The sequence below is a fragment of the Dyadobacter pollutisoli genome (assembly GCF_026625565.1).
GTDB lineage: Bacteria > Bacteroidota > Bacteroidia > Cytophagales > Spirosomataceae > Dyadobacter > Dyadobacter pollutisoli.
Genome location: NZ_CP112998.1, coordinates 4,293,086 through 4,312,921, shown reverse-complemented (window position 1 = coordinate 4,312,921; position 19,836 = coordinate 4,293,086). Strand labels below are relative to the sequence as shown.

General features: G+C 45.7%; 17 protein-coding genes. 7 read left to right on the top strand and 10 right to left on the bottom strand.

Annotated elements, in window-relative coordinates; all coding sequences use genetic code 11:
• Positions 1-30: 30 nt before the first annotated feature.
• Genes ON006_RS17645 through mobA form a run of 4 tightly spaced genes read right to left on the bottom strand, consistent with a single transcriptional unit; the run spans position 31 to position 4,135 of the window.
• Positions 31-2,340, bottom strand: coding sequence for an FdhF/YdeP family oxidoreductase (locus ON006_RS17645; protein WP_244820694.1), 2,310 nt, complete (start codon positions 2,338-2,340; stop codon positions 31-33).
• Positions 2,341-2,342: 2 nt separating this feature from the next.
• Positions 2,343-2,711: a DUF7009 family protein gene (locus tag ON006_RS17640; protein ID WP_244820693.1), complete on the bottom strand. Its 369-nt coding sequence runs from the start codon at positions 2,709-2,711 to the stop codon at positions 2,343-2,345.
• Position 2,712: 1 nt separating this feature from the next.
• The gene (gene fdhD / locus ON006_RS17635) at positions 2,713-3,558 is read right to left on the bottom strand and encodes a formate dehydrogenase accessory sulfurtransferase FdhD (protein WP_244820692.1); all 846 of its coding nucleotides are present in this window, start codon (positions 3,556-3,558) and stop codon (positions 2,713-2,715) included.
• Positions 3,542-4,135 (bottom strand): molybdenum cofactor guanylyltransferase, encoded by a 594-nt coding sequence (gene mobA / locus ON006_RS17630; RefSeq protein ID WP_244820691.1) that lies wholly within the window; start codon positions 4,133-4,135, stop codon positions 3,542-3,544. The genes fdhD and mobA overlap by 17 nt, the downstream gene beginning before the upstream one ends.
• 61 nt (positions 4,136-4,196) lie before the next feature.
• Between mobA and ON006_RS17625 the strand changes: the two genes are divergently transcribed.
• The 3 genes from ON006_RS17625 (at position 4,197) to ON006_RS17615 (ending at position 6,959) form a co-directional block, all read left to right on the top strand.
• Positions 4,197-5,240, top strand: coding sequence for a hypothetical protein (locus ON006_RS17625; RefSeq protein ID WP_244820690.1), 1,044 nt, complete (start codon positions 4,197-4,199; stop codon positions 5,238-5,240).
• Between the two features lie 130 nt (positions 5,241-5,370).
• A complete protein-coding gene (gene mnmA / locus ON006_RS17620) occupies positions 5,371-6,474 on the top strand; it encodes a tRNA 2-thiouridine(34) synthase MnmA (RefSeq protein ID WP_244820689.1) in 1,104 nt (367 codons plus the stop codon).
• Between the two features lie 98 nt (positions 6,475-6,572).
• Positions 6,573-6,959 (top strand): LPD3 domain-containing protein, encoded by a 387-nt coding sequence (locus ON006_RS17615; protein WP_244820688.1) that lies wholly within the window; start codon positions 6,573-6,575, stop codon positions 6,957-6,959.
• 93 nt (positions 6,960-7,052) lie between these two features.
• Here ON006_RS17615 and rlmB read toward each other — a convergent pair whose 3' ends face one another.
• The 3 genes from rlmB to ON006_RS17600 all read right to left on the bottom strand — a co-directional run bounded on the left by rlmB (position 7,053) and on the right by ON006_RS17600 (position 10,051).
• Complete coding sequence (gene rlmB, locus ON006_RS17610) at positions 7,053-7,826, bottom strand: 23S rRNA (guanosine(2251)-2'-O)-methyltransferase RlmB (RefSeq protein WP_244820687.1); 774 nt, start codon at positions 7,824-7,826, stop codon at positions 7,053-7,055.
• Complete coding sequence (locus ON006_RS17605; RefSeq protein WP_310590201.1) at positions 7,802-9,010, bottom strand: GWxTD domain-containing protein; 1,209 nt, start codon at positions 9,008-9,010, stop codon at positions 7,802-7,804. Before ON006_RS17605 ends, rlmB begins: the two co-directional genes overlap by 25 nt.
• Positions 9,011-9,160: 150 nt before the next feature.
• Positions 9,161-10,051: an SDR family oxidoreductase gene (locus ON006_RS17600; RefSeq protein WP_244820685.1), complete on the bottom strand. Its 891-nt coding sequence runs from the start codon at positions 10,049-10,051 to the stop codon at positions 9,161-9,163.
• Between the two features lie 48 nt (positions 10,052-10,099).
• On the opposite strand from ON006_RS17600, the gene ON006_RS17595 reads away from it, so the two are divergent.
• A complete protein-coding gene (locus tag ON006_RS17595) occupies positions 10,100-10,846 on the top strand; it encodes a DNA alkylation repair protein (RefSeq protein WP_244820684.1) in 747 nt (248 codons plus the stop codon).
• Positions 10,847-10,848: 2 nt separating this feature from the next.
• Here ON006_RS17595 and ON006_RS17590 read toward each other — a convergent pair whose 3' ends face one another.
• Complete coding sequence (locus ON006_RS17590; protein WP_244820683.1) at positions 10,849-11,769, bottom strand: aspartate carbamoyltransferase catalytic subunit; 921 nt, start codon at positions 11,767-11,769, stop codon at positions 10,849-10,851.
• Between the two features lie 478 nt (positions 11,770-12,247).
• Between ON006_RS17590 and ON006_RS17585 the strand changes: the two genes are divergently transcribed.
• The gene (locus ON006_RS17585; protein WP_244820682.1) at positions 12,248-13,966 is read left to right on the top strand and encodes a T9SS type A sorting domain-containing protein; all 1,719 of its coding nucleotides are present in this window, start codon (positions 12,248-12,250) and stop codon (positions 13,964-13,966) included.
• 60 nt (positions 13,967-14,026) lie between these two features.
• Here ON006_RS17585 and ON006_RS17580 read toward each other — a convergent pair whose 3' ends face one another.
• Positions 14,027-17,641, bottom strand: coding sequence for a CotH kinase family protein (locus ON006_RS17580; protein ID WP_244820681.1), 3,615 nt, complete (start codon positions 17,639-17,641; stop codon positions 14,027-14,029).
• Between the two features lie 327 nt (positions 17,642-17,968).
• On the opposite strand from ON006_RS17580, the gene ON006_RS17575 reads away from it, so the two are divergent.
• Positions 17,969-18,415, top strand: a complete 447-nt coding sequence (locus ON006_RS17575) for a transcription elongation factor (protein WP_244820680.1) — start codon at positions 17,969-17,971, stop codon at positions 18,413-18,415.
• Between the two features lie 4 nt (positions 18,416-18,419).
• Here ON006_RS17575 and ON006_RS17570 read toward each other — a convergent pair whose 3' ends face one another.
• Positions 18,420-19,136, bottom strand: a complete 717-nt coding sequence (locus ON006_RS17570) for a YebC/PmpR family DNA-binding transcriptional regulator (protein WP_244820679.1) — start codon at positions 19,134-19,136, stop codon at positions 18,420-18,422.
• A gap of 123 nt (positions 19,137-19,259) precedes the next feature.
• Here ON006_RS17570 and ON006_RS17565 point away from each other — a divergent pair, with 123 nt between their 5' ends.
• Positions 19,260-19,721, top strand: coding sequence for a GNAT family N-acetyltransferase (locus ON006_RS17565; RefSeq protein WP_244820678.1), 462 nt, complete (start codon positions 19,260-19,262; stop codon positions 19,719-19,721).
• The last annotated feature ends 115 nt before the right edge of the window (positions 19,722-19,836 follow it).

Here is a 19,836-nt window from a genome sequence, read left to right as displayed (position 1 = left end):
TGCACTGTTAGGTCAATGTTAAGTTTGGTTTCAGGGAGCATGTCTTGTCAATGTCAGAACCACCTGTTTCGAAGTAGGCGTGTTGCTTTTATCGGCAACACTGTTGATGGGCACCAGTACATTCGTTTCGGGGAAATAGGTTGCAGCGCAAGTTTCAGGGATCGGGTATTCCACCACTATAAACTTGCGCGCAACGCGTGCGACCCCGTCAAAATGATTATGCAAATCCACCAGGTCACCGTTTTTCAGGTTCCTTTTTGTAATGTCTTTTTCGTTCATCAATATCACCCGCCGCTCATTGTAAATACCGCGGTACCGGTCGTTGAGGCCATAAATGGTGGTATTGAACTGGTCGTGGCTGCGGATGGTCATCATCATTAATTCATCTTCCGCCAGCTGCGCAATTTGCAAAGGAGCGACATTAAATCTCGCTTTTTGAATGTCATTGTCAAAGGTTCCTTCGCGGTTGCAATTGGGCAGATAAAATCCTCCCTGCTGTCTAACACGCTCATTATATCGATCAAAACCCGGAATAGTACGCTCAATGTCAGCCCTGATCACATCATAATCTTCACTATAAAGCTCCCAGTTAATCTGACTACGACGCCCTAATGTCGCGCTCGCCAGCCGGCACACGATCTCGGGCTCGCTGAGCAAATGTTCCGAAACTGGCGGCAGCACACCTTTGGAAAGTTGCACGACACCCATCGAGTTTTCACAGGAAACAAACCGGTTTTCACCATCCCGCATATCCATATCGCTCCTGCCCAGGCAGGGCAATATCATGGCTTCTTCACCGTGAACGAGATGGCTACGGTTTAGTTTTGTCGAAACGTGCACGGTCAATTTGCATTTGGACAGCGCCTCTGCGGTAAAATGCGTGTCGGGCGTCGCGGAAAGAAAATTTCCACCCATCGCTATGAACACTTTTGCCTTCCCTTCATGCATGGCTTTAATGCACTCCACGACGTCGTACCCATGTTTTTTGGGAGGACTGAAATGGAAGTTTCGCTCGATCGCATGGAGGAATTTTTCAGAAGGCCTTTCAAAAATACCCATCGTACGGTCGCCCTGCACATTACTATGGCCTCTGACAGGGCAGGTACCGGCCCCTGGTTTGCCAATGCTACCCTTCAATAACAGCAGATTGACCACTTCTTTGATGGTATCTACCGCATTTTTATGCTGCGTAAGACCCATTGCCCAGCAGGCAATAATTTTGCTTTTCCGTGCCAGTACCCTCGCAGTTTCCTGTATCAATGGCAGCGGAACACCGCAGGTTTTGGCTAGTTCCTCGTCATTAAAAGTCTTGATATGCTCAATAAAAGCAGTATAACCTTCTGTATTTTTTTGAATAAAATACTGATCGAAAACATTGCCCGGATTATGCTCTTCTTCCCGTACCAAAAGCAATGCAATGGCTTTCAGTAGCGCCATATCACCATTGATTTTGACCTGCAGGAAGATATCGGTGAGTGCAGGATTGATCCCCAAAACGCCGGTAACCAGCTGAGGATTATTAAAACCCATCAGCCCGGTTTCAGGTAGCGGGTTAATGGAGATAATGGTAGCTCCGTTGGCCTTGGCTTTTTGCAGCGCTGTCAGCATTCTCGGGTGATTGGTACCCGGATTTTGCCCCAATATCATAATAACTTCGGCCTCGTAAAAGTCATTCAACGTCACCGAGCCTTTGCCGATCCCCAGCGATTCGCCCAAGGCAACGCCGCTGCTTTCATGGCACATATTACTGCAATCCGGCAGATTATTCGTACCAAATTCTCTTACAAAAAGCTGATAAAGAAAAGCAGCCTCATTACTGGTGCGTCCCGAGGTGTAGAAAACAGCTTCATCGGGTGACGCTAACCGGTTCAGTTCTACGCCAATTTTCGCAAATGCTGCATTCCAGGAAATTGGTTGATAATGGGTGCCGCCAGCCGGTAAAAACATGGGTTGAGCCACACGACCTTTGCCACCTATTTCATAATCAGACAATTTGGCCAATTCGAGCACAGAATGCTGAGAGAAAAATTCTGTCGTCAGTTTTTTGGTAGTAGCTTCCTCCGCGACTGCGCGCGCGCCATTTTCACAATATTCGGCGATGCCTGAACGCTCATCGTCCGGGTCGGGCCAGGCACAGCTGGGGCAGTCGAAACCGCCTTTTTTGTTCAAATGAAAAAGCGCCTTCATGCCACGCTGCAAACCAGCTTCTTCAACGATTTTCTCGAAGCTGGAAACGACTGCCGGAATGCCCGCAGCTACCTTTTTGATCTTGCCTTTTTTGAGACCGGTAAGTTTCTCGGGATTTTCCGAGCCGGGGACCGGAAGAGGATGGTCAGCCATAGCTAGCAGGTTTTGGACGGGTTTTCATAATTGTCGGACTGGTCTTCGGCGACATTATCCAGACACTTAAAATCTTTTTCAACCAACAGATACAACGATTCCTGTTCGTCAAGCGGGACATTGGCGTCAATGCCTACAACATTGTTTGCGGCCCAGTCCTTCGTGAATGTTGCGGGTACAAATACAGTTATCATTCCGTTTGCAAACTCAGCTGACAATGTTTCGCTGGCTGGGTCCTGCTTTACGGCATAATAAAAATGAGAAGTGCCAAATGCCGTTGCTTCTTTCACATAACCGATTGTACCAAGCTGTTCCACGTCGGTCTTGGACAATCTGAACCTGACCGAGTTACGCTGAATTCGTATTTTCATATTACTCAACACGGCCGAAGCCGGTATAAACATTAAACCTGTCATTTTTTAAAAAGCCAATTAGCGTAATGCCGCTTTCTTCTGCAAGCTGCACCGCCAGGCTGGAAGGGGCGCCAATCGCGGCCACCACTCTGATACCTGCCATCGATGCTTTTTGAACGAGTTCAAAACTGGCCCGGCCGCTTAGCAACAGCATATTTTGGGACAATGGCAGCTCATCATTTAGAAATGCCGCTCCGATCAGTTTGTCCAATGCATTATGCCTACCCACATCTTCCCGGAGCATCACAAAGTTGCCGTCTAGCTCAAAAAGCGAGGAAGCGTGAAGACCGCCGGTACTTTCGAAAATATTTTGCTGGCCAGCGATCTTTTCACTCAATGTAAACAGTACCTCTTTTGTCAGTCGGATCTCATCAAATTGGCTCTGATAAACCGACACTGTTTTAATGGCGTCGATACTGGCTTTCCCGCAGACACCGCAGCTGGATGTTGTATAAAAATTCCGTTCAAGCGCATTCAATGTCGGTGTGAATGTGTCGGATAGGGTCACTACCACATTGTTTTCTACGAGAGCGGCGCTTTTCACAGACTCAACCTGTTCGCACCCGGTAATGATGCCCTCCGTAAACAAAAAACCAACAGCCAGCTCGTGATCGTGGCCAGGCGTCCGCATGGTTACGGAAATGCTTTTAATGATCTTTTTGCTTGATTGATAATAAGATAGCTGAATTTCAAGTGGTTCTTCCACAGCCAGATGATCCTCCCAATCCGTCGCCCCGTCTTTTCCTATCCTTCTGATCTTTTGATATGCTATCGCGGTCGTTTCCATTTCACTTGTTGTTTTCATTGGCCAAAATCGCCTTGACCCTTTCGAATTCTTCGGGCGTGTCTACGCTTGTGACAACCCTTTCGGGCTTTGGTAAATATTTTTCCGCACCATATTTTTTCAAAAAATGCTGCAGGGAAAATTCATTCCGGTTAAAATGCTCCTTTAATAGCGGTCCTGCATCTTTGGAATACCACGCTAGCAAAGGCTCATATTTGTTATCCTGATTATAAAAGGCAGCGGCGCGGGAATCTCTTGTAGTTTTTGCCAAAAATAACTTCAGTTCGTCTTTGCTGAGGAACGGATAGTCGCATCCAGCCACCAGAAAATCATGTTCCGGGAATGTGTCAAATGCTGTCAGTATACCCGAAATAGGCCCGTGGCCAGAGTATTGAGCGAGATCAGGCATTTTTTCATTCGAAGTTTCCAATGAAACAAATTGTTCCTGGTTGCACGAAATGATCACTTTTTTACAAAACAATGAAAGCTGATCGTACAGATGATCGTGCTGGGGCTTGTCGTAATAAACAAGCGTGCTTTTATCGGTACCCATGCGGGCACTGTTGCCTCCACAAATCACAAGTCCGTACATGTCCATTGTTTTTAGGTTTATGCCCGCCCGTTTTCTACTATAAACCAAATATGCGTAACTTCCTTTTATGGAACAGGGGGATGTCAAAATTTTAAAAAAGAAACCTATTTATCCGGTCAGCTCGGAGTTGCGGAAATACCTGCGTTTTTACCAGCGGGATGCGCGACTTCCGGTAGGTTATCATGATCTGCTCAATTTCTACGAGTCTTTTCCGGTGATTGACAAAAACGGGAAGGATACGCTTTGGGAAAGCCCGCTATACCCGCCCCATGAAATAGATCGGCTGCATTCCGGCCTGAAAAAAGCCTATGCAATGTTGAAAGCATCAGGTAACCTTCGGATCGTTGAGCACAAATATATTGACCGTATTGACTACTGCAAGTTTGGAAATTCCAATCCATTCCGGATCAAGATAGTGAACCGGCTCAATGATATTTATGATTATTTCTATGTCAAAAAGGCTGATGCTTCACGAATTTATGGCCTGGAACTGGAAGAAATTTTTTCCCCGAACCAGGTCAATTACCTGGTGGATGGAGAAACACTCATTGAGGAACATATAGCAGGGATACCGGGCGACGAATTCGCGAGATCGCGTTTGCGCCACACTGATTACAATCCGATCCGTATTGCAAAAGAGTTTGTTAAATTCAATGAGCGGTGCATGATCACATTACTCGGCGATATGCGGTCGTACAATTTCGTCATGCAGATCACACCTGATTTTGATGATTTTCAATTTCGGCTCAGAGCCATTGATTTTGATCAGCAGTTCTATGAAGGCAACATAAAAGTGTATATGCCACAATTTTTCAAGGAAAATAGGCCGTACGTAGAGCTGGCCATGGAGTACCTGACGGACAAAACGGTGTTGCAATATCAGCAGGAAGAGCAGTCGTCTATTATGTACCAGGCAAGAAGTGAAAGGTACCGTTTAAAAGAGTTGAGAGATGTTTCTATCAAGGATAAAATTTCAACTGTTGACAACATTCACCAGCTGCGCGAAGGGCTTTTCAAACATTACGCCGATCCGCATTACCATAAATGTGAGAGCATGACAGACATTATTGAGCTTAATATCAAGAATGTGATCAGGCAGGTGAATGCTTAGCGTTGTTGTACTTTAAGGTGATAGTGGCGATAATTAACTACCTTTGCGGAACCTGACGGTCAATGTTTGCTGTTCAGGATTTTCAACTTAAATAAAATCGGAAGGCATTCAACCTTCGCTGATTACCGCAATGAGTAAACACGGACGCATTTTAGTCGCCATGAGTGGCGGCATCGACAGCTCGCTCGCAGCTGTTATGTTACACGAACAAGGTTACGAGGTCATCGGAATGACCATGAAAACCTGGGATTACGCCAGCAGCGGCGGTACCAAAAAAGAAACCGGCTGCTGTTCACTCGATTCCATCAATGACGCCCGCAATATTGCCGTCGAACTAGGCTTCCCACATTACATTCTGGATATTCGTGCAGAGTTTGGCGATTACGTAATCGATCACTTTACAGGCGAATACCTCGAAGGCCGCACGCCAAATCCTTGCGTTTTGTGCAATACGCACATTAAATGGGACGCGCTGTTAAAACGTGCTGACCGCCTGGATTGCGAATTCATCGCGACCGGACATTACGCCAATATGCAGTTTAGCAACGGCCGCCATTATGTTTCCAAAGGCATTGACAGCTGGAAAGATCAAAGTTATGTGCTTTGGGGCGTTTCTCAGGAAAGCCTGGCCCGTACCAAGCTGCCTTTGGGTTACCTGCACAAATCCGAAATCCGTGATATGGCGCGTCAAAGAGGCTTTATCGATCTTGTAAACAAATCGGAAAGCTATGAAATATGCTTTGTGCCTGATAATGACTACCGTGGATTCCTTAAAAGACGTATTCCAGGGCTGGAAGCAGAGGTAGCAGGCGGGAATTTCGTTTTTGAAGATGGTACCATTGTTGGCAAACACGAGGGATACCCATTTTATACAGTAGGTCAGCGTAAAGGTTTGGGAATTGCTTTGGGCAAACCCGCTTTTGTAACTGAGATCAGAAAAGAAACGAATGAAGTAGTTCTCGGAGACTTGCCGGACTTGTTCCGCGATGGAATGCACGTCGGCAAATTGAACCTGCAAAAATATGCATCACTGGAAAAACCCCTCGAAACGGTAACGAAAGTACGTTACAAACACGATGGGACGCCAGCATTGATCGAACAAACCGAGCCGGATAGAATAGTAGCCAAATTCCACGACGGCGTCAATGGTATCGCACCGGGACAGGCTGCTGTGTTTTATGAAGGAGATGATGTAGTCGGCGGCGGCTGGATTATGAAAAGCTTCCGCCAGTAGTCATAAGACATTACGCTAAGCTTGTAATTCAACGCTAGGCATTGTTAACCTAACTCAATAGTTCCTCTGTATTGTTTCATTAACAACTGAACTTACAGATGGATTTGAATCTCTTGCGCCGAATAGCCAAGGAACGTTTAAGGGAGGATTTGGTTGCGAAAGGTGTCGGTATATACCGTAAGGAGCTTGGAGCAGAGATTAGGTTTAGCATGGTTGGCGTTAAGGAATGCATTAACCAGCCATTCTGCCTATATGTCGACAAGATCAATTTACTCATTGATGGGCTGGAAGAGGCATTGGCCAATGCCTTGCATCTTGGTTTTACAGATTATCAGACGCATCCAAAATCCCACGTCTTGGGGTATCATTATTTCGAAACGAAAATAGGCGGGGAAACCGCCTATTTTAATATTCAGGTAACTGTCCAAAAACAGTATTTCCTCTATTCGATTACTGAAAAACTGCATTGGGAGACCCCCAAATAAAAAAACACCCGACGTGCTTAGAGGAGTTGCAATCCAATGCCGGTTCAGGTGTTATGCAAATATAAACAATTTCTTTAATAAAAATCCTTAATATCAGATTTTTAATCGCTGCCTAACAGCCTCATAAAGTACGATCGAGCTCGCTACGGACACATTGAGGGATTCAACCTGACCACTCAGCGGAATTTTCGCACCGCTATCAGCCAGGTGAATGAATTCCTGTGAAATCCCATCTTCTTCCGAGCCCATGATGATCACCGTGGGAATTGAAAAGTCTATCTCGTAAAGTGATTTCTCTGTTTTTTCTGTACAAGCGATGATTTGTAGACCGCTGTTTCGTAGATAAAGCAATGTCTCGTACAAGTTTGGCTCACGGCAAACAGGCAGGAAGTTCAATGCACCTGAAGAAGTCTTCATAGCATCCGCATTGATCTGGGCCCCACCTTTGGTAGGAACGATCAATGCTTGAACGCCTGCACATTCTGCCGTCCTGGCGATGGCTCCAAAGTTGCGTACATCGGTAATCCTGTCCAGAAGCAGCAATAATGGCGTTTTTCCTTCTTCAAATACCTGCGTAAGCACGTTGTGCAATGGCATGTATTGAATAGGTGACACAAATGCAATCACTCCCTGGTGGTTCTTGCGAGTTACCCGGTTCAGTTTTTCAACCGGTACCCGCTGGAAAGGAATGTCAAGTTCTTTGGCCAGTTTTTCAATTTCTGAAAGACCAAACTCTCTCTGAATGAATAGTCGTTCTATTTCTTTGCCCGAACGCATTGTTTCGAGTACAGACTGCGTACCAAAAACCATGTCGGCCTGGGACTGTCTTGGGGCGGGTTTTCTTACCGTATACTTCCGTTTCTCCATGCTTCTACTACTGGATACCAAATCGGCTGGTATTCGGCATAGCGAACCAGTTCATAATGATCATCCACAAATTGATTGTTTCTTCGATTAAAAGTAAAATTTACATTCTGCGCATTACCTCGCTGATCGTAGGTCCAAACCTCGCGATCTTTGCTGCGCTGCACTTTGTCCGGAGGGCCTAACACGATATATATCATGCCCTTATCCGTTTTCCAACCTTCTTTATAGGTTGTAAAAAGTTGATTGGCTTCTTCTACGCGGCTATAAAATGAACGGATCGACTGCTGGGCCAAAGGCGCATTGCCATTCATCAGCGTGAGCCAGTATTTGTCCAATGCCTTTTTATAGTCCTCTGCCTTTTTAATTTCGTTGATCTCGTTATTAGTACTCATGTAAAGCAGCGGGCCCAGCAAAAGCTGTGGTCGCGTCACTTTTGGAAAGCGCTCATTTACAACCAGTATGCCCAATCCTTCCGACTGAGTAGTATCAGCGAATACATTATAAAGTCCTTCTTTGTCAAAATGAAGCGGCTCGTTGGTGTTAATTGTGAATGAGCTATCCACTTCCAGGGACTTGCTGATCGTTTTTGGCGCAACGTTCATGGGTGAACCTGCTGCCTCAAAATCATGGTTGTAATAAAATACATGAAGCTGATCACTTCCTTCGCCAACTTTTCTCAGGGTGAACGCTTCGTTGGCATTCACATAATGACGCTGCAAAGGCTGTGCACTTGTAGCGGTGTAAAGCCCGTATGTCTGGCTTACTGAAAGTTTTTTGAATTTGATTGTGAGGTCATTCAATACTTTTTTCAATGTCCCAGTCTGACTGATTTCACTTAAAAGAACCCCGTAGTCTTTGTTGGGGCTTTTAATGTCGTATGCGATGACGATCTTATCCCCAACCCTTGACACATTGGATGAATCGAGTTTGACATTTCCGTAACCAAGCCTGTCCCTCGTTCCGTAGTCTGAATAAATGACGTAGTTCAGGTTGTAGATTTTGGTGAATTCGGCAACCGATATCGGGTTTTTACCTTTGAAAGCATCCACATAAAGGTAAACTTTCGTTTGGGTAGTGTCCTTTAACAAATACTTGCTTTGAATGGCAATCAGTGAAAGTTCCTCGTTAATCGGTGCAGATTGCTGCTCCGATGGCCTTACCTGCGCTTCCGGCAGTTGCTTCATTGACTTATTGGAAGACGCGCAGCCTGCGATCACCAACACCGATAAAATATAGACGTAAAAGCTTAAAGTAGTTCTCATGTACATGTTTTCATCATTTGTCAAATAACGAACGAACGGGCAAAATTACCCAATAAAACGGTAAGAAAATTTTTATTCTGATTTCTTACTGTTCCGGTTGGCGGTTTTGATCTGTTCTTCAATGGAATCCCACTGATCGTCAGTTACTTCTTTCAGGAAATTGAACTGCCCGGCCGCCAGTACTTCGCCTCCGTCCAGTGTAATCACTTCGCCGGTCATGTACGCCGAAAAATCTGACATTAAGTAGGCCGCTAGGTTAGCCAGTTCCTGATGATCACCCACCCGCTCCAACGGGATTCGGCTCTCAAAAGAGAACTTTTTGGATAGTTCTTCCGGAAAAAGCCGCTCCCATGCCCCTTTGGTAGGGAATGGCCCTGGAGCAATGGCATTGAGGCGTATGCCATGGTCTGCCCACTCAAAAGCGAGCGATTTTGTCATGGCCAGCACGCCCGCTTTGGCCATAGCGGAAGGTACTACCCAGCCAGAGCCCGTCCACGCATAGGTGGTGGAGATGTTGAGAACCGTACCTTTGATATTGTTTTCAATCCAGTATTTGCCAACAGCCAGCGTAAAATAGTAAGTTCCGCGGAGCACAATGTCCACCACCACATCCACAGCTTTGTAGGATAGTCTTTCGGTAGGGCTTATGAAATTTCCCGCCGAATTGTTCACCAGGCCATCTATACGTCCGAATTTTTCAATGGTACCAGCGATGACATTTTCGATTTGCTCCGGTTTTCTTACGTCACATGCCACGCATAGCACATTTCCGCCAACAGTCACTTCGAGTTCGCGGGCGGTCGCTTCCAACACTTCGAGGCGGCGGCTGCACAGGACGATATTGGCCCCTAGTTTAAGAAAATAAGCTGCCATAGATTTTCCTAATCCCGTACCGCCTCCTGTTACAATGATCGTTTTATTATTCAGAGCCCCGTCGCGGAGCATTCCTTCCGTATAAGTCATCAGATTTGAATATTAAGGATGTGGTTAAAGGTAAAGTTTTATCTAAAAATGTTATATTTTGACAATAAAATAAAAAAAGGAAACATGGGCCAGGTTAAGGAAATCATGAACCAGTTGGCAGCGCTGGGAAGCGAGCAAACCTTGAAAACTTTTCGGAATCATGGTGGTCAGGAACCCATGTATGGCGTTAAGATCGGGGATATGAAGCCAATTTTGAAAAAGCACAAAAACAACCACCAGTTAGCGCTCGAACTGTACAAAACCGGTAATTCGGATGCGATGTACCTGGCGGGATTGATGACAAAGCCTTCATTGCTTACTCCGGAAGTGCTGGACGAATGGATTGAAGGTGCATCCTGGCATATGATCAGTGAATATACTGTCGCCTGGAATGCTGCTGAAAGTAATTACGGATTTGAAATGGCCCGTAAATGGATTGAATCAGACAAGGAGTTGGTTGCGGATGCTGGCTGGTCCACGCTGGGCTGCCTGATGGCATTGACGCCGGATGAAAATATTGATGAAAAGGAAATTGACCGGCTGCTGGACAGGGTTGAAAGAGAGATCCACGTAGCACCAAACCGGGTGAGATACGTAATGAACGGATTTGTGATCGCAGTAGGATCCTATTACAAGCCACTTGCCGACAAAGCTATGACCGTCGGAATCGGGATTGGTAAGGTGAAAGTGAACCTCGGTGATACCGCATGCAAAGTCCCTTACGCTCCCGACTTCATTAAAAAAGTATGGGATATGGGCAGGCTGGGGACAAAAAGAAAAGAAGTAAGATGCTGATATTATTGCTGCGCAAGTAAGTAAAGTACCGCCATTCGCACCGCTACACCATTCTCGACCTGGTTCAGGATAATGGAATGGCTGGAATCTGCAGCATCCGAAGAAAGCTCCACGCCACGATTGATAGGGCCGGGGTGCATCAGCACAATTTCCTTGTTCAGGTCGTCCAGCATGGCTTTGTTGATTCCGTAATAAAGCGAATATTCTCTCAGCGAAGGAAAATATTTGATCTGCTGGCGTTCCAGCTGTATCCGTAGCACATTGGCTACATCACACCATTCGAGTGCCTCTTTTACATTGTGGCCGATTTTGACACCCAGCTCTCCTAAATGCTTGGGGATTAGTGTAGAAGGTCCGCAAACCATCACCTCTGCACCTAGTTTTTGAAGACAAAAAATATTGGAAAGAGCAACCCTTGAATGGGTAATATCTCCGATAATTGCAATTTTCTTTCCGGTAAGATCTCCCAGTTTCTCGCGCATTGAAAACGCATCCAGCAGTGCCTGGGTAGGGTGCTCATGCGTTCCATCTCCCGCATTGACAACATTCGCCGGAATTCTGGTGGACAAGTAATGTGGTGCTCCTGGGCTGCTATGACGCATTACGATCATGTCCACCTTCATGGCCAGGATATTATTGACCGTATCCAGCAAGGTTTCTCCCTTTTTGACCGAGCTCCCGGAGGCAGAAAAGTTAACTACGTCAGCGGAAAGCCTTTTTTCAGCTAGTTCAAAAGAAAGTCGTGTCCGTGTGGAGTTTTCGAAAAAGACGTTGGCAATGGTAATGTCTCTCAGAGAGGGCACCTTTTTGATGGGCCGGTTGATGATTTCCTTGAACTGGGTGGCAGTATCTAATATGGTTTGAATGTCATTCTCGTTCAGGTTTTTAATTCCAAGTAAGTGCCGGACCGAAAGTTTTGTCATTGCTGATGTTCAAGAAAGTTTTGCAAAGATAATAAGGAAGCGGTCAACGAGAAAATGCAATTGCGATTTAAAAACGAATCACTTGTTTATAAAGCCCTAAAAAAATTGAGAATCAGGTAGAAACCAATTTTTAGTTTCTGCGTCTAAACAAAAAACCTCTTCTTGAAGAGATTCGAAAAAATTAGAAAACGGAATTGAACGCCTGAATAGCGATTGTAGTATAGTTTAATATAAAAAAGAAATTTATTTGTAACATGTTGAATGATAGTATTATTCTCTTTATTAATTTTGTTATAGACAGTATCGTCAACTCCGGTATTACTAATACATTACTCTCCTCTAATACGTTAACATTCAAGCCTTTAAATTTCAGGACCACTAATTTGATATTTACTCTCAATCCGACCATCGTCGAGAGGGTTAGATATGTATTGCCTTCGTCTTCATTTTTCACTTTTTATTTTTACACTCTATGCGCATGAAAATTTTTACCATTTTAATGTTTTGTTTGACTTCAAGCACACTTTTTGGCCAGCTAAGTATCAGTTTTCCTCCCGCGAGGATGGTTTATCAAAGAAACCAGGCAGGTAGTGCCACCGTTTTTATCACCGGAACTTACATTTCTGCCGTGGATAAGATTGAGGCACGCCTGAACACCCGGACAGGGGAGCCCGGTACCGCAGTCGATTGGACGGAAATCGTAGGTAGTGCCAGCGGAAACGTTTTTTCCGGTTCTCTGACGGCGGTCGGAGGTCGATATGACCTGGAAGTAAGGGGCAAAAAAAATGGCTCGCAGGTAGGAAGCTCTGTTACGGTTGAAAAGGTGGGTGTAGGGGAAGTGTTCCTCATTGTGGGACATTCCAATGCAGCTGCTGCCGGCCAGGACGGAGATATGGTGGGTGCCAGCAGCGATATGGTCAATTCGATTAATCCAAATGCGGATCTGCCGCTTTACAACGAGTACCTGATGAATGGTACGGCCGACTATCTGGCCCCTTTACAACCCACGCAATTGTGCCAGACCTGCGGTATTGGCCCCATGGTGCAGTATCCCTGGCTGTGGTCCAGGCTGGGTGATCTACTTGTGAGCCCTTCGGCACTGAATGTCCCGGTATTGTTTTATAGTGCGGCTTTCGGGGGTAGCAACATTGACCAGACTTACAAATCAGCCTATAACATTCCTTTTGACCATGGTTTTATAGAATACAGTATCCGGATGCCCTATGCCAATATCCGGAATGCGATGAATGCGTATGTCCCGAGAACAGGGCTGAGGGCGATTTTGTCCATGCATGGGGTGAATGATGGAGGATTGACCGCGGAAGAATTTAGGTTCAGGAGTGAACGGGTGATAACAAAGACACGCGACGAATCCGGGTACTCAGATCTTGCGTGGCTAATTGCTACTTCATGCTACAATAACGGGGTAAATGCTGTCATTACTTCTGCGCAGGAAACGCTGATTAGTACAATACCCAATGTGTTCAGAGGTGCAAACCTGAATAGCATTGGTAATGCCGGGAGATATGACGGCCTGCACTTTAATGTAACCGGGCAAACCATGGCGGCTTCGTTGTGGAGAGATGCGATTACAAATCCATCAGTTAATATTATTCAAAATGCGAAATCGTTTATGGCGCAAGCTCCGCCGCTTCCCGGCCCACCTTTGCCCGTGACTCTGGCGAGTTTTAACGGTAAGAGGAATGGCAACGGACAAAACGAGCTGAGATGGGTAACATCGTCTGAAGAAAACAATGATTATTTCGAAATTCAGAGAAGTGATGATGCTATCAAGTTTGAGGCGGTGGGAAACGTCAAAGGGATTGGCGATAGCAAAGAGAACAACACCTACACATTTTCTGATGAAGCTCCGGCAAAACTGGTAACGTATTATAAGTTGAAACAAGTGGACTATGATGGAAAATCGACCATGTCGAGGATCATTGCGGTTCGGAATGAAAGTGAGGAATTCAATGAATTTGTTTTCCCAAACCCGGCACAGCATCAAATTCAGGTAGCAACGGACAATGGAGCAGTCGTAGAAGCAATCACTTTGTTTGATCTGAAAGGTAAGGCGGTCATGCAAAATACGAAATCGAACCTAATGGATATTTCGGGCCTGCGCCAGGGAGATTATTTTATTCAGGTGAAAATGAGTTCAGGCCAGTCTGTCAGGAAGAAAATAGTCAAGCTGTAATGAATGGGAGCTGGCTATTTTCTTCCGACGATCCGAGGCTTCGTGCATGAAAGAATTATTTTACTCTTTCATGAATTTCAAATTGACAAATGTTCCGTCTTTTGTTTTGATTTGAATGATATACAGGCCCGAACCCAGGTTTTCGACGGGAATAGCCAGCTCATTGCAACCTGCTGCCTTGCCATTTTTGCGTGCCTGACCAGTCGCATCGGTAATAATGTAAGATGTCACGTCGCAGGGCTGCGCGAGTGCCACCCTAAGCATGCTTTTTACGGGATTAGGATAAAGCATTGGCTCCTTCGACGCCTGACGCATTACTGATACCATGTGGGAGTAAGTATAGGTTTGGTCATGGTCTACCTGTTTGAGGCGATAATAACTTCTGCCTCCCAGCGGTTGCTCATCCATAACCCAGTACTGGTTGGATTGATGGCTGGTACCATTTCCTGCAACCGACTTGATCAGACTCCAATTTTTGCCATCCGCAGACCGCTCCACGTCAAAGTGATCATTGTTCACCTCATCGCTCGTTTCCCAGGTCACATTCACCTGGTCCTCCATTGCTTTGGCATCGAACCGTACCAGCGAAACTGGTAGCGGGTTGGTACAGGATTGTATCGAAATCTCGTCCAAGCGCAATTCATCGCGGGCACCGGAGATCGTAGCATCTGTACAGTAATATCGCCACAACAGCTGCACGTAGGGCTGGTTCAGGGCTGCTGCGGGGAGTTGTACCCAATCGATCACCTGTGAATGCCCTGCCGTAGCTGACCGTAAATATTGAACAGGCTGGCTACTGGCATTGAGCACATCCGTAAAGGCACCCGTTTCTGAAAGTCGATATTGTAACCTTATCGCATAAGGACGGAAATTGGGGGTGACCGTGCCACCAGTCCATTTTACGCTAACCTGCGTTTTTCCTGTTGTGTTAAGGGCCAGGATAGCACCTCCGAGTTTCATTCCCGGATATCCCACGTTTCCAGCAGCATTGCCAGTGTTAATAAATGAAATACCATCGGCGCCAAGGCCATTGATCCTCGTTTTGCTCGTGAAGTTGTAAACACCGCTGGTGAAGCCCACGACCGCTGATGCCAGTTCGGGATCGTCATTTGCCATGTAAACAAAACCCATATTCGGAGGAAAGGTGCCTGAGGCGGCGTCTGACGCCCATGAATTGAAATTGTATACACAAGCGCTGGCATCCAGAGGCGCAGGAACCTGCACAGGTGCGACATCCGTAGCAAAAACAGCCCTGTAGTTTGAGCCTGATGAAGGAATAAAATCGATGGTAGGGGTGGTCAGCACGGCACTTGTTGTGATATTTTCCCACTGCAAAAATTTAAATCCGGGTTTTGGAATGGCTGTGAGCGATATCGACACGTTTTTGAAGTAAGTGCCACTCCAGGGATAGGGATTAGCAGCTAGCCCCGGCGTTGTTGGCAAAATATCAATGGTGTTCACCTTCACATATCCGTGTGCCGTATTGGAAACATTCACAGTAATTACCCGGGTGCCATCGACGAGGTTAAATCGATTCTGAATGTGACCGCGTGCAACACTGGGGCGATTGGTCGCAAAATTGACCATGAGATTAATATTCGCCTCCCAGGTGGCAAAGCTCGAAGGCCGGTTCCAGCGCTTGATGTTCTCGGGGATCTCGTTAATGATGGCGCTTTTACAAACCGCTATCTGATCCAGCAAGCGCTGAGGTTGAAAGTAAGAGTTGATCAGATCGGCATACCGGTTGATGAGTTTATTGCGGAATGTTGTATTCGGCAACAAGTATTGCAAAAGGAAATCAGGTGCGCCCAATGCTTTTCCGAACTGATCGGCCGCCAGGTCTTCAAAGCTCAGATCAACATCGAACAACGCCCACCTCCACCGTCCATCTTTTCCGGCCCCGGCGGCTGGATTGTAAGGTACCTTATGCCGCCAATAGGTGACGTTCCCATAGGGCCAGTCCCAGTTGGCACAATATAATTCCAGTACACAATAATCAATGAAATTGTCCATATCCATGCGTGCAAGGGCATAGTTATAGTTCGTACCATCCGCCATATCATGGGTCTTAATGTAATTGGACAGGTCGGCATAATGGCCGGTGTTACCTGAAATATCCGGGTCTGCAAAGAATTCGATGTTGTCGGGTTCCAGGGCGTAGTGACTGGCGTAGTAGTACTCGTCGAGTCGTTCCCTTACATTATGAATGCCCCAGTACTCACCGTTCAGATAGGTGACGGCTGGTCGGTAATCTTGTAGTTCAATGTTGAGACCTTTACCGATCTGATGAATGTATGCATCTTTGAAAAGTATCCTTTCGTAGTCATTCCCCGAATTTCTTAACAAAAGCCTTTTAAATGTATGGAAAGGCTGTGACGGGAATATGGGGTAGTCAATATTGCTCTGCGATGCATTTTCGCCCGTCGAATACAGCCTGAAACTTTTTTTGTCGTGGGTACGGGAGCCTGCACCATGAATGCGAAGCCCAAGTTCCTGATTGAGGACCGGCACGCCGTCTACCAGCATTTCCACATTGACGGGTATTTCATCGCCTCGGTAGTAATTGCCCACAGGCTGAGCAAAGGAACCGGCAGAAGGGTTATTATTTCGCCAATCGACAAAATCTTTTCCTGCAACACCAATTCCTTTCACATAGTCAAACATATTATCAGGACTTGTTTTGATCGAGAAAACAGGAAGGCTTGATTTCGGCAGTCCGTTGGCCGTAAACCAAAACGATCTGGATATGGTCTCGCTGGGTAACTTGCCGGGTTCATACACTTTCGCTCTCACCACCATTCCTTTGTACGCCGGTTTGACAGGCACAGAGGCGTAAGTCGGCGTAAAATCATTAGTGGTGGATATAGCGGCGAAAACATCCGGCTGAGTTGATTTGTCGACCACGGACACATTGACAGGCGTGACTTGTTTAATAGTCAGGTAATAATTCGTAAAAGTAGGTCCGGCGGATTGCCCGGGATCTTGCGGGTACACGTTCTTGAACTGGTAAGCGGTGCCGGGCGCTGTTATGTTGTTTTTATCGGGTTCGGAGCCGTCGGTGGTATAGAAAATTTCAGAGCCAGGCACGGTGGACGATATTGTCAATGTAAACGGATTTTGAAAAAAACCGCTGGTAGCACTCATGGTCGGCGGGGCAGAAATACCAGTAAACGAGTTGGCGGCAACATTGCTTGCGTTGGGCGAGGACGGCGAAAAATAGACGATCTCAGCACCTCCATTGGTTTTTCGGCCATAAGAAATGTCTACCCTCTGTTTTGGAAAAGTGATCTGATCGACAATGACTTCACCCGGTGTCATTAGGAAAAATTGCTCTCCGTCGCCACTCAGGTTAAAATTCAGGTGCCTGGGTAGGACTGTGGTGCCGCTAGCCCATAGAATCAGGAATGACCCCGGCGTCATCACATACTCACCGGTGCCAGAAGGCAGCTGAAATTTTTTCAGCTCACCAGGATCATCGGATACATAATAGCCACCCAGATCAACAGTTGAAACTCCTGCATTGTAAAGTTCTATCCAGTCCTCGTCCTCGCCATTCTGATCAGCATAAGCGTTGGAATTGGAAGCCATTAGCTCGTTAATGTAGACGGATTGTGCGTTGCATTCGAAGAAAACAAGCAATGCGACAAGGAAGATAGTGTTGTATAAATATCTCATGATAAGAGGGATAGTGTTCAGGGTAAAATTTATATTTAATATTTAGTAAATACTAATTTTATAAGTATTTTTTTGACGAATGTTACTAGTTAACTACTTATTTTTCAATTATTTACGAAAAGTAGATGCCTTCGAAGTGTTATAAGTATATCGAAGTTTATTTAGTTATATTTTTCGTAGTATTTATTGTTGGCTTAATGCGAAATATTAAGCAGTGGAATGCGTTTTACAGAATTCTTAATGTAGAAGCAGGGTAATGCAGCAGGGCGCATTTATCTTTGATGCTTTGTAGTCACATCATAAAGCATCCCGACAGGCACCAGCACAATGAACAAGTCAGTATTAATCACCTATTTGAAAGCACTTTTGGAAGAACGTATGCAGGTTGCCTGGAATGCAATGGAAGCAGCCCAGGAGTCTGCAAATGACCAGGGGAAAAGCTCAATGGGAGACAAATACGAAACATCGCGGTCGATGGGACAGCTGGATCGTAACATGCATGCACGCCAGTATGAGCAGGTAAGGCTGGAAAGATTGATACTGGAGCGGATTAGTCAGAGTGAGGTCAGTAGTCGCAGTGCAGTGGGATCGCTGCTGGAAACTACTGCCGGCTGGTTTTTTATTGCAGTGAGCCTGGGTACTATAAAAATAGAAAATGAGACCGTTTTGGCAGTCTCATCTTCTTCGCCCGTCGGCGCCTCGCTACTGGGTAAGGAGGTGGGCGGTAAATTTGAATTTATGAAAAAACAGCATGCTATACTGGCCCTGCACTGAGGGATCAGCCCATGTTATGGTATACACGCTGAACGTCGTCGTCGTCTTCTATTTTCTCGATCAGCTTCTCTACCTCGGCAACTTCTTCGTCACTGAGTGACTTGGTATCATTGGGGATACGTTCAAAATCAGCCTCAACGATCTCATAACCATTATCTTCGAGGTAATGCTGCAATGCGCCAAATGCTGAAAATTCGCCGTAAATATTGATCAGGTTGGTTTCTTCATCGAGGAAAACTTCCTCACCACCCACATCGATCAATTCGAATTCCAGTTCTTCCAGGTCCTTGCCGCCATTGTTTTTTATTTTGAAGATACATTTTCTGTCAAAAATGAAATCCAGCATACCCATCGTTCCTAAGCTGCCACCAAGCTTATTGAAATAGCTTCTGACGTTGGCAACGGTCCTGGTGGGATTATCGGTGGTACTTTCAACCAAAATGGCAACACCGTGTGGGCCGTAACCCTCGTATACCATTTCCTTATAGTCGTCCTGATCTTTCGAAGTAGCTCTTTTTATTGCACGTTCAACAGTTTCCTTGGGCATATTGGCTGCTCGTGCGTTCTGAAGAAGTACCCTGAGCCTCGCATTTGTGTTGGGATCGGCAGTTCCGCCTTTTACAGCCAGGACAATATCTTTTCCAATCCTGGTGAAGGTTTTGGCCATTTTGTCCCAACGTTTAAACATTCTTGCCTTTCTATACTCATATGCTCTTCCCATGCTTGTAATGTATTAGTAGTTAATTTTTTTACTTTAATTGTCCTGCAGTCCGTAATTATGATGCAAATTTATAAAAGACGGCTAATATCAGGTAAAATATTCCATACAAGAACGAAAGGCTAAATGAATTTAAAATTAGAATGGCGTTTCAAAACGTTTGAGGAGCTTTCCAAAGAAGAATTATATGCATTGCTCAGGTTAAGATGTGAGGTTTTTGTGGTCGAACAGAATTGTAACTTTCTGGATCTGGACAACAAAGACCAAAAATGTCTCCACGTTTGCGGTTACCGTGGTGATACCATTATGGCGGTCGCACGGATTGTTCCGGCTGGTTTATCCTACGAGTATCCCTCGATCGGGAGGATCGCGGTTTCGGGAAAAGGAAGAGGGGAGGGCCTGGGCATTGAGCTTTTGAATGTATCCATTGAAAAACTGGAAGAACTGTATGGCAAAAGCATCATACGTATCGGTGCGCAGCTGTACCTGAAAAGATTTTATGAATCATTCTTTTTCGAGCAGTCAGGTGAGATGTATCTGGAAGACAATCTGGAACATATTGAGATGACGAGGCAGGTTCAGCCCTGAAATCTAGCCTACTACACTTTTTGGGGAATGAATTCCCGGATTTGCTGAATTTGGAAACAGTGAACGTTCATAAGTAACTGTACAGAATCAAAAATTAATGGATCATTCAGGAAAA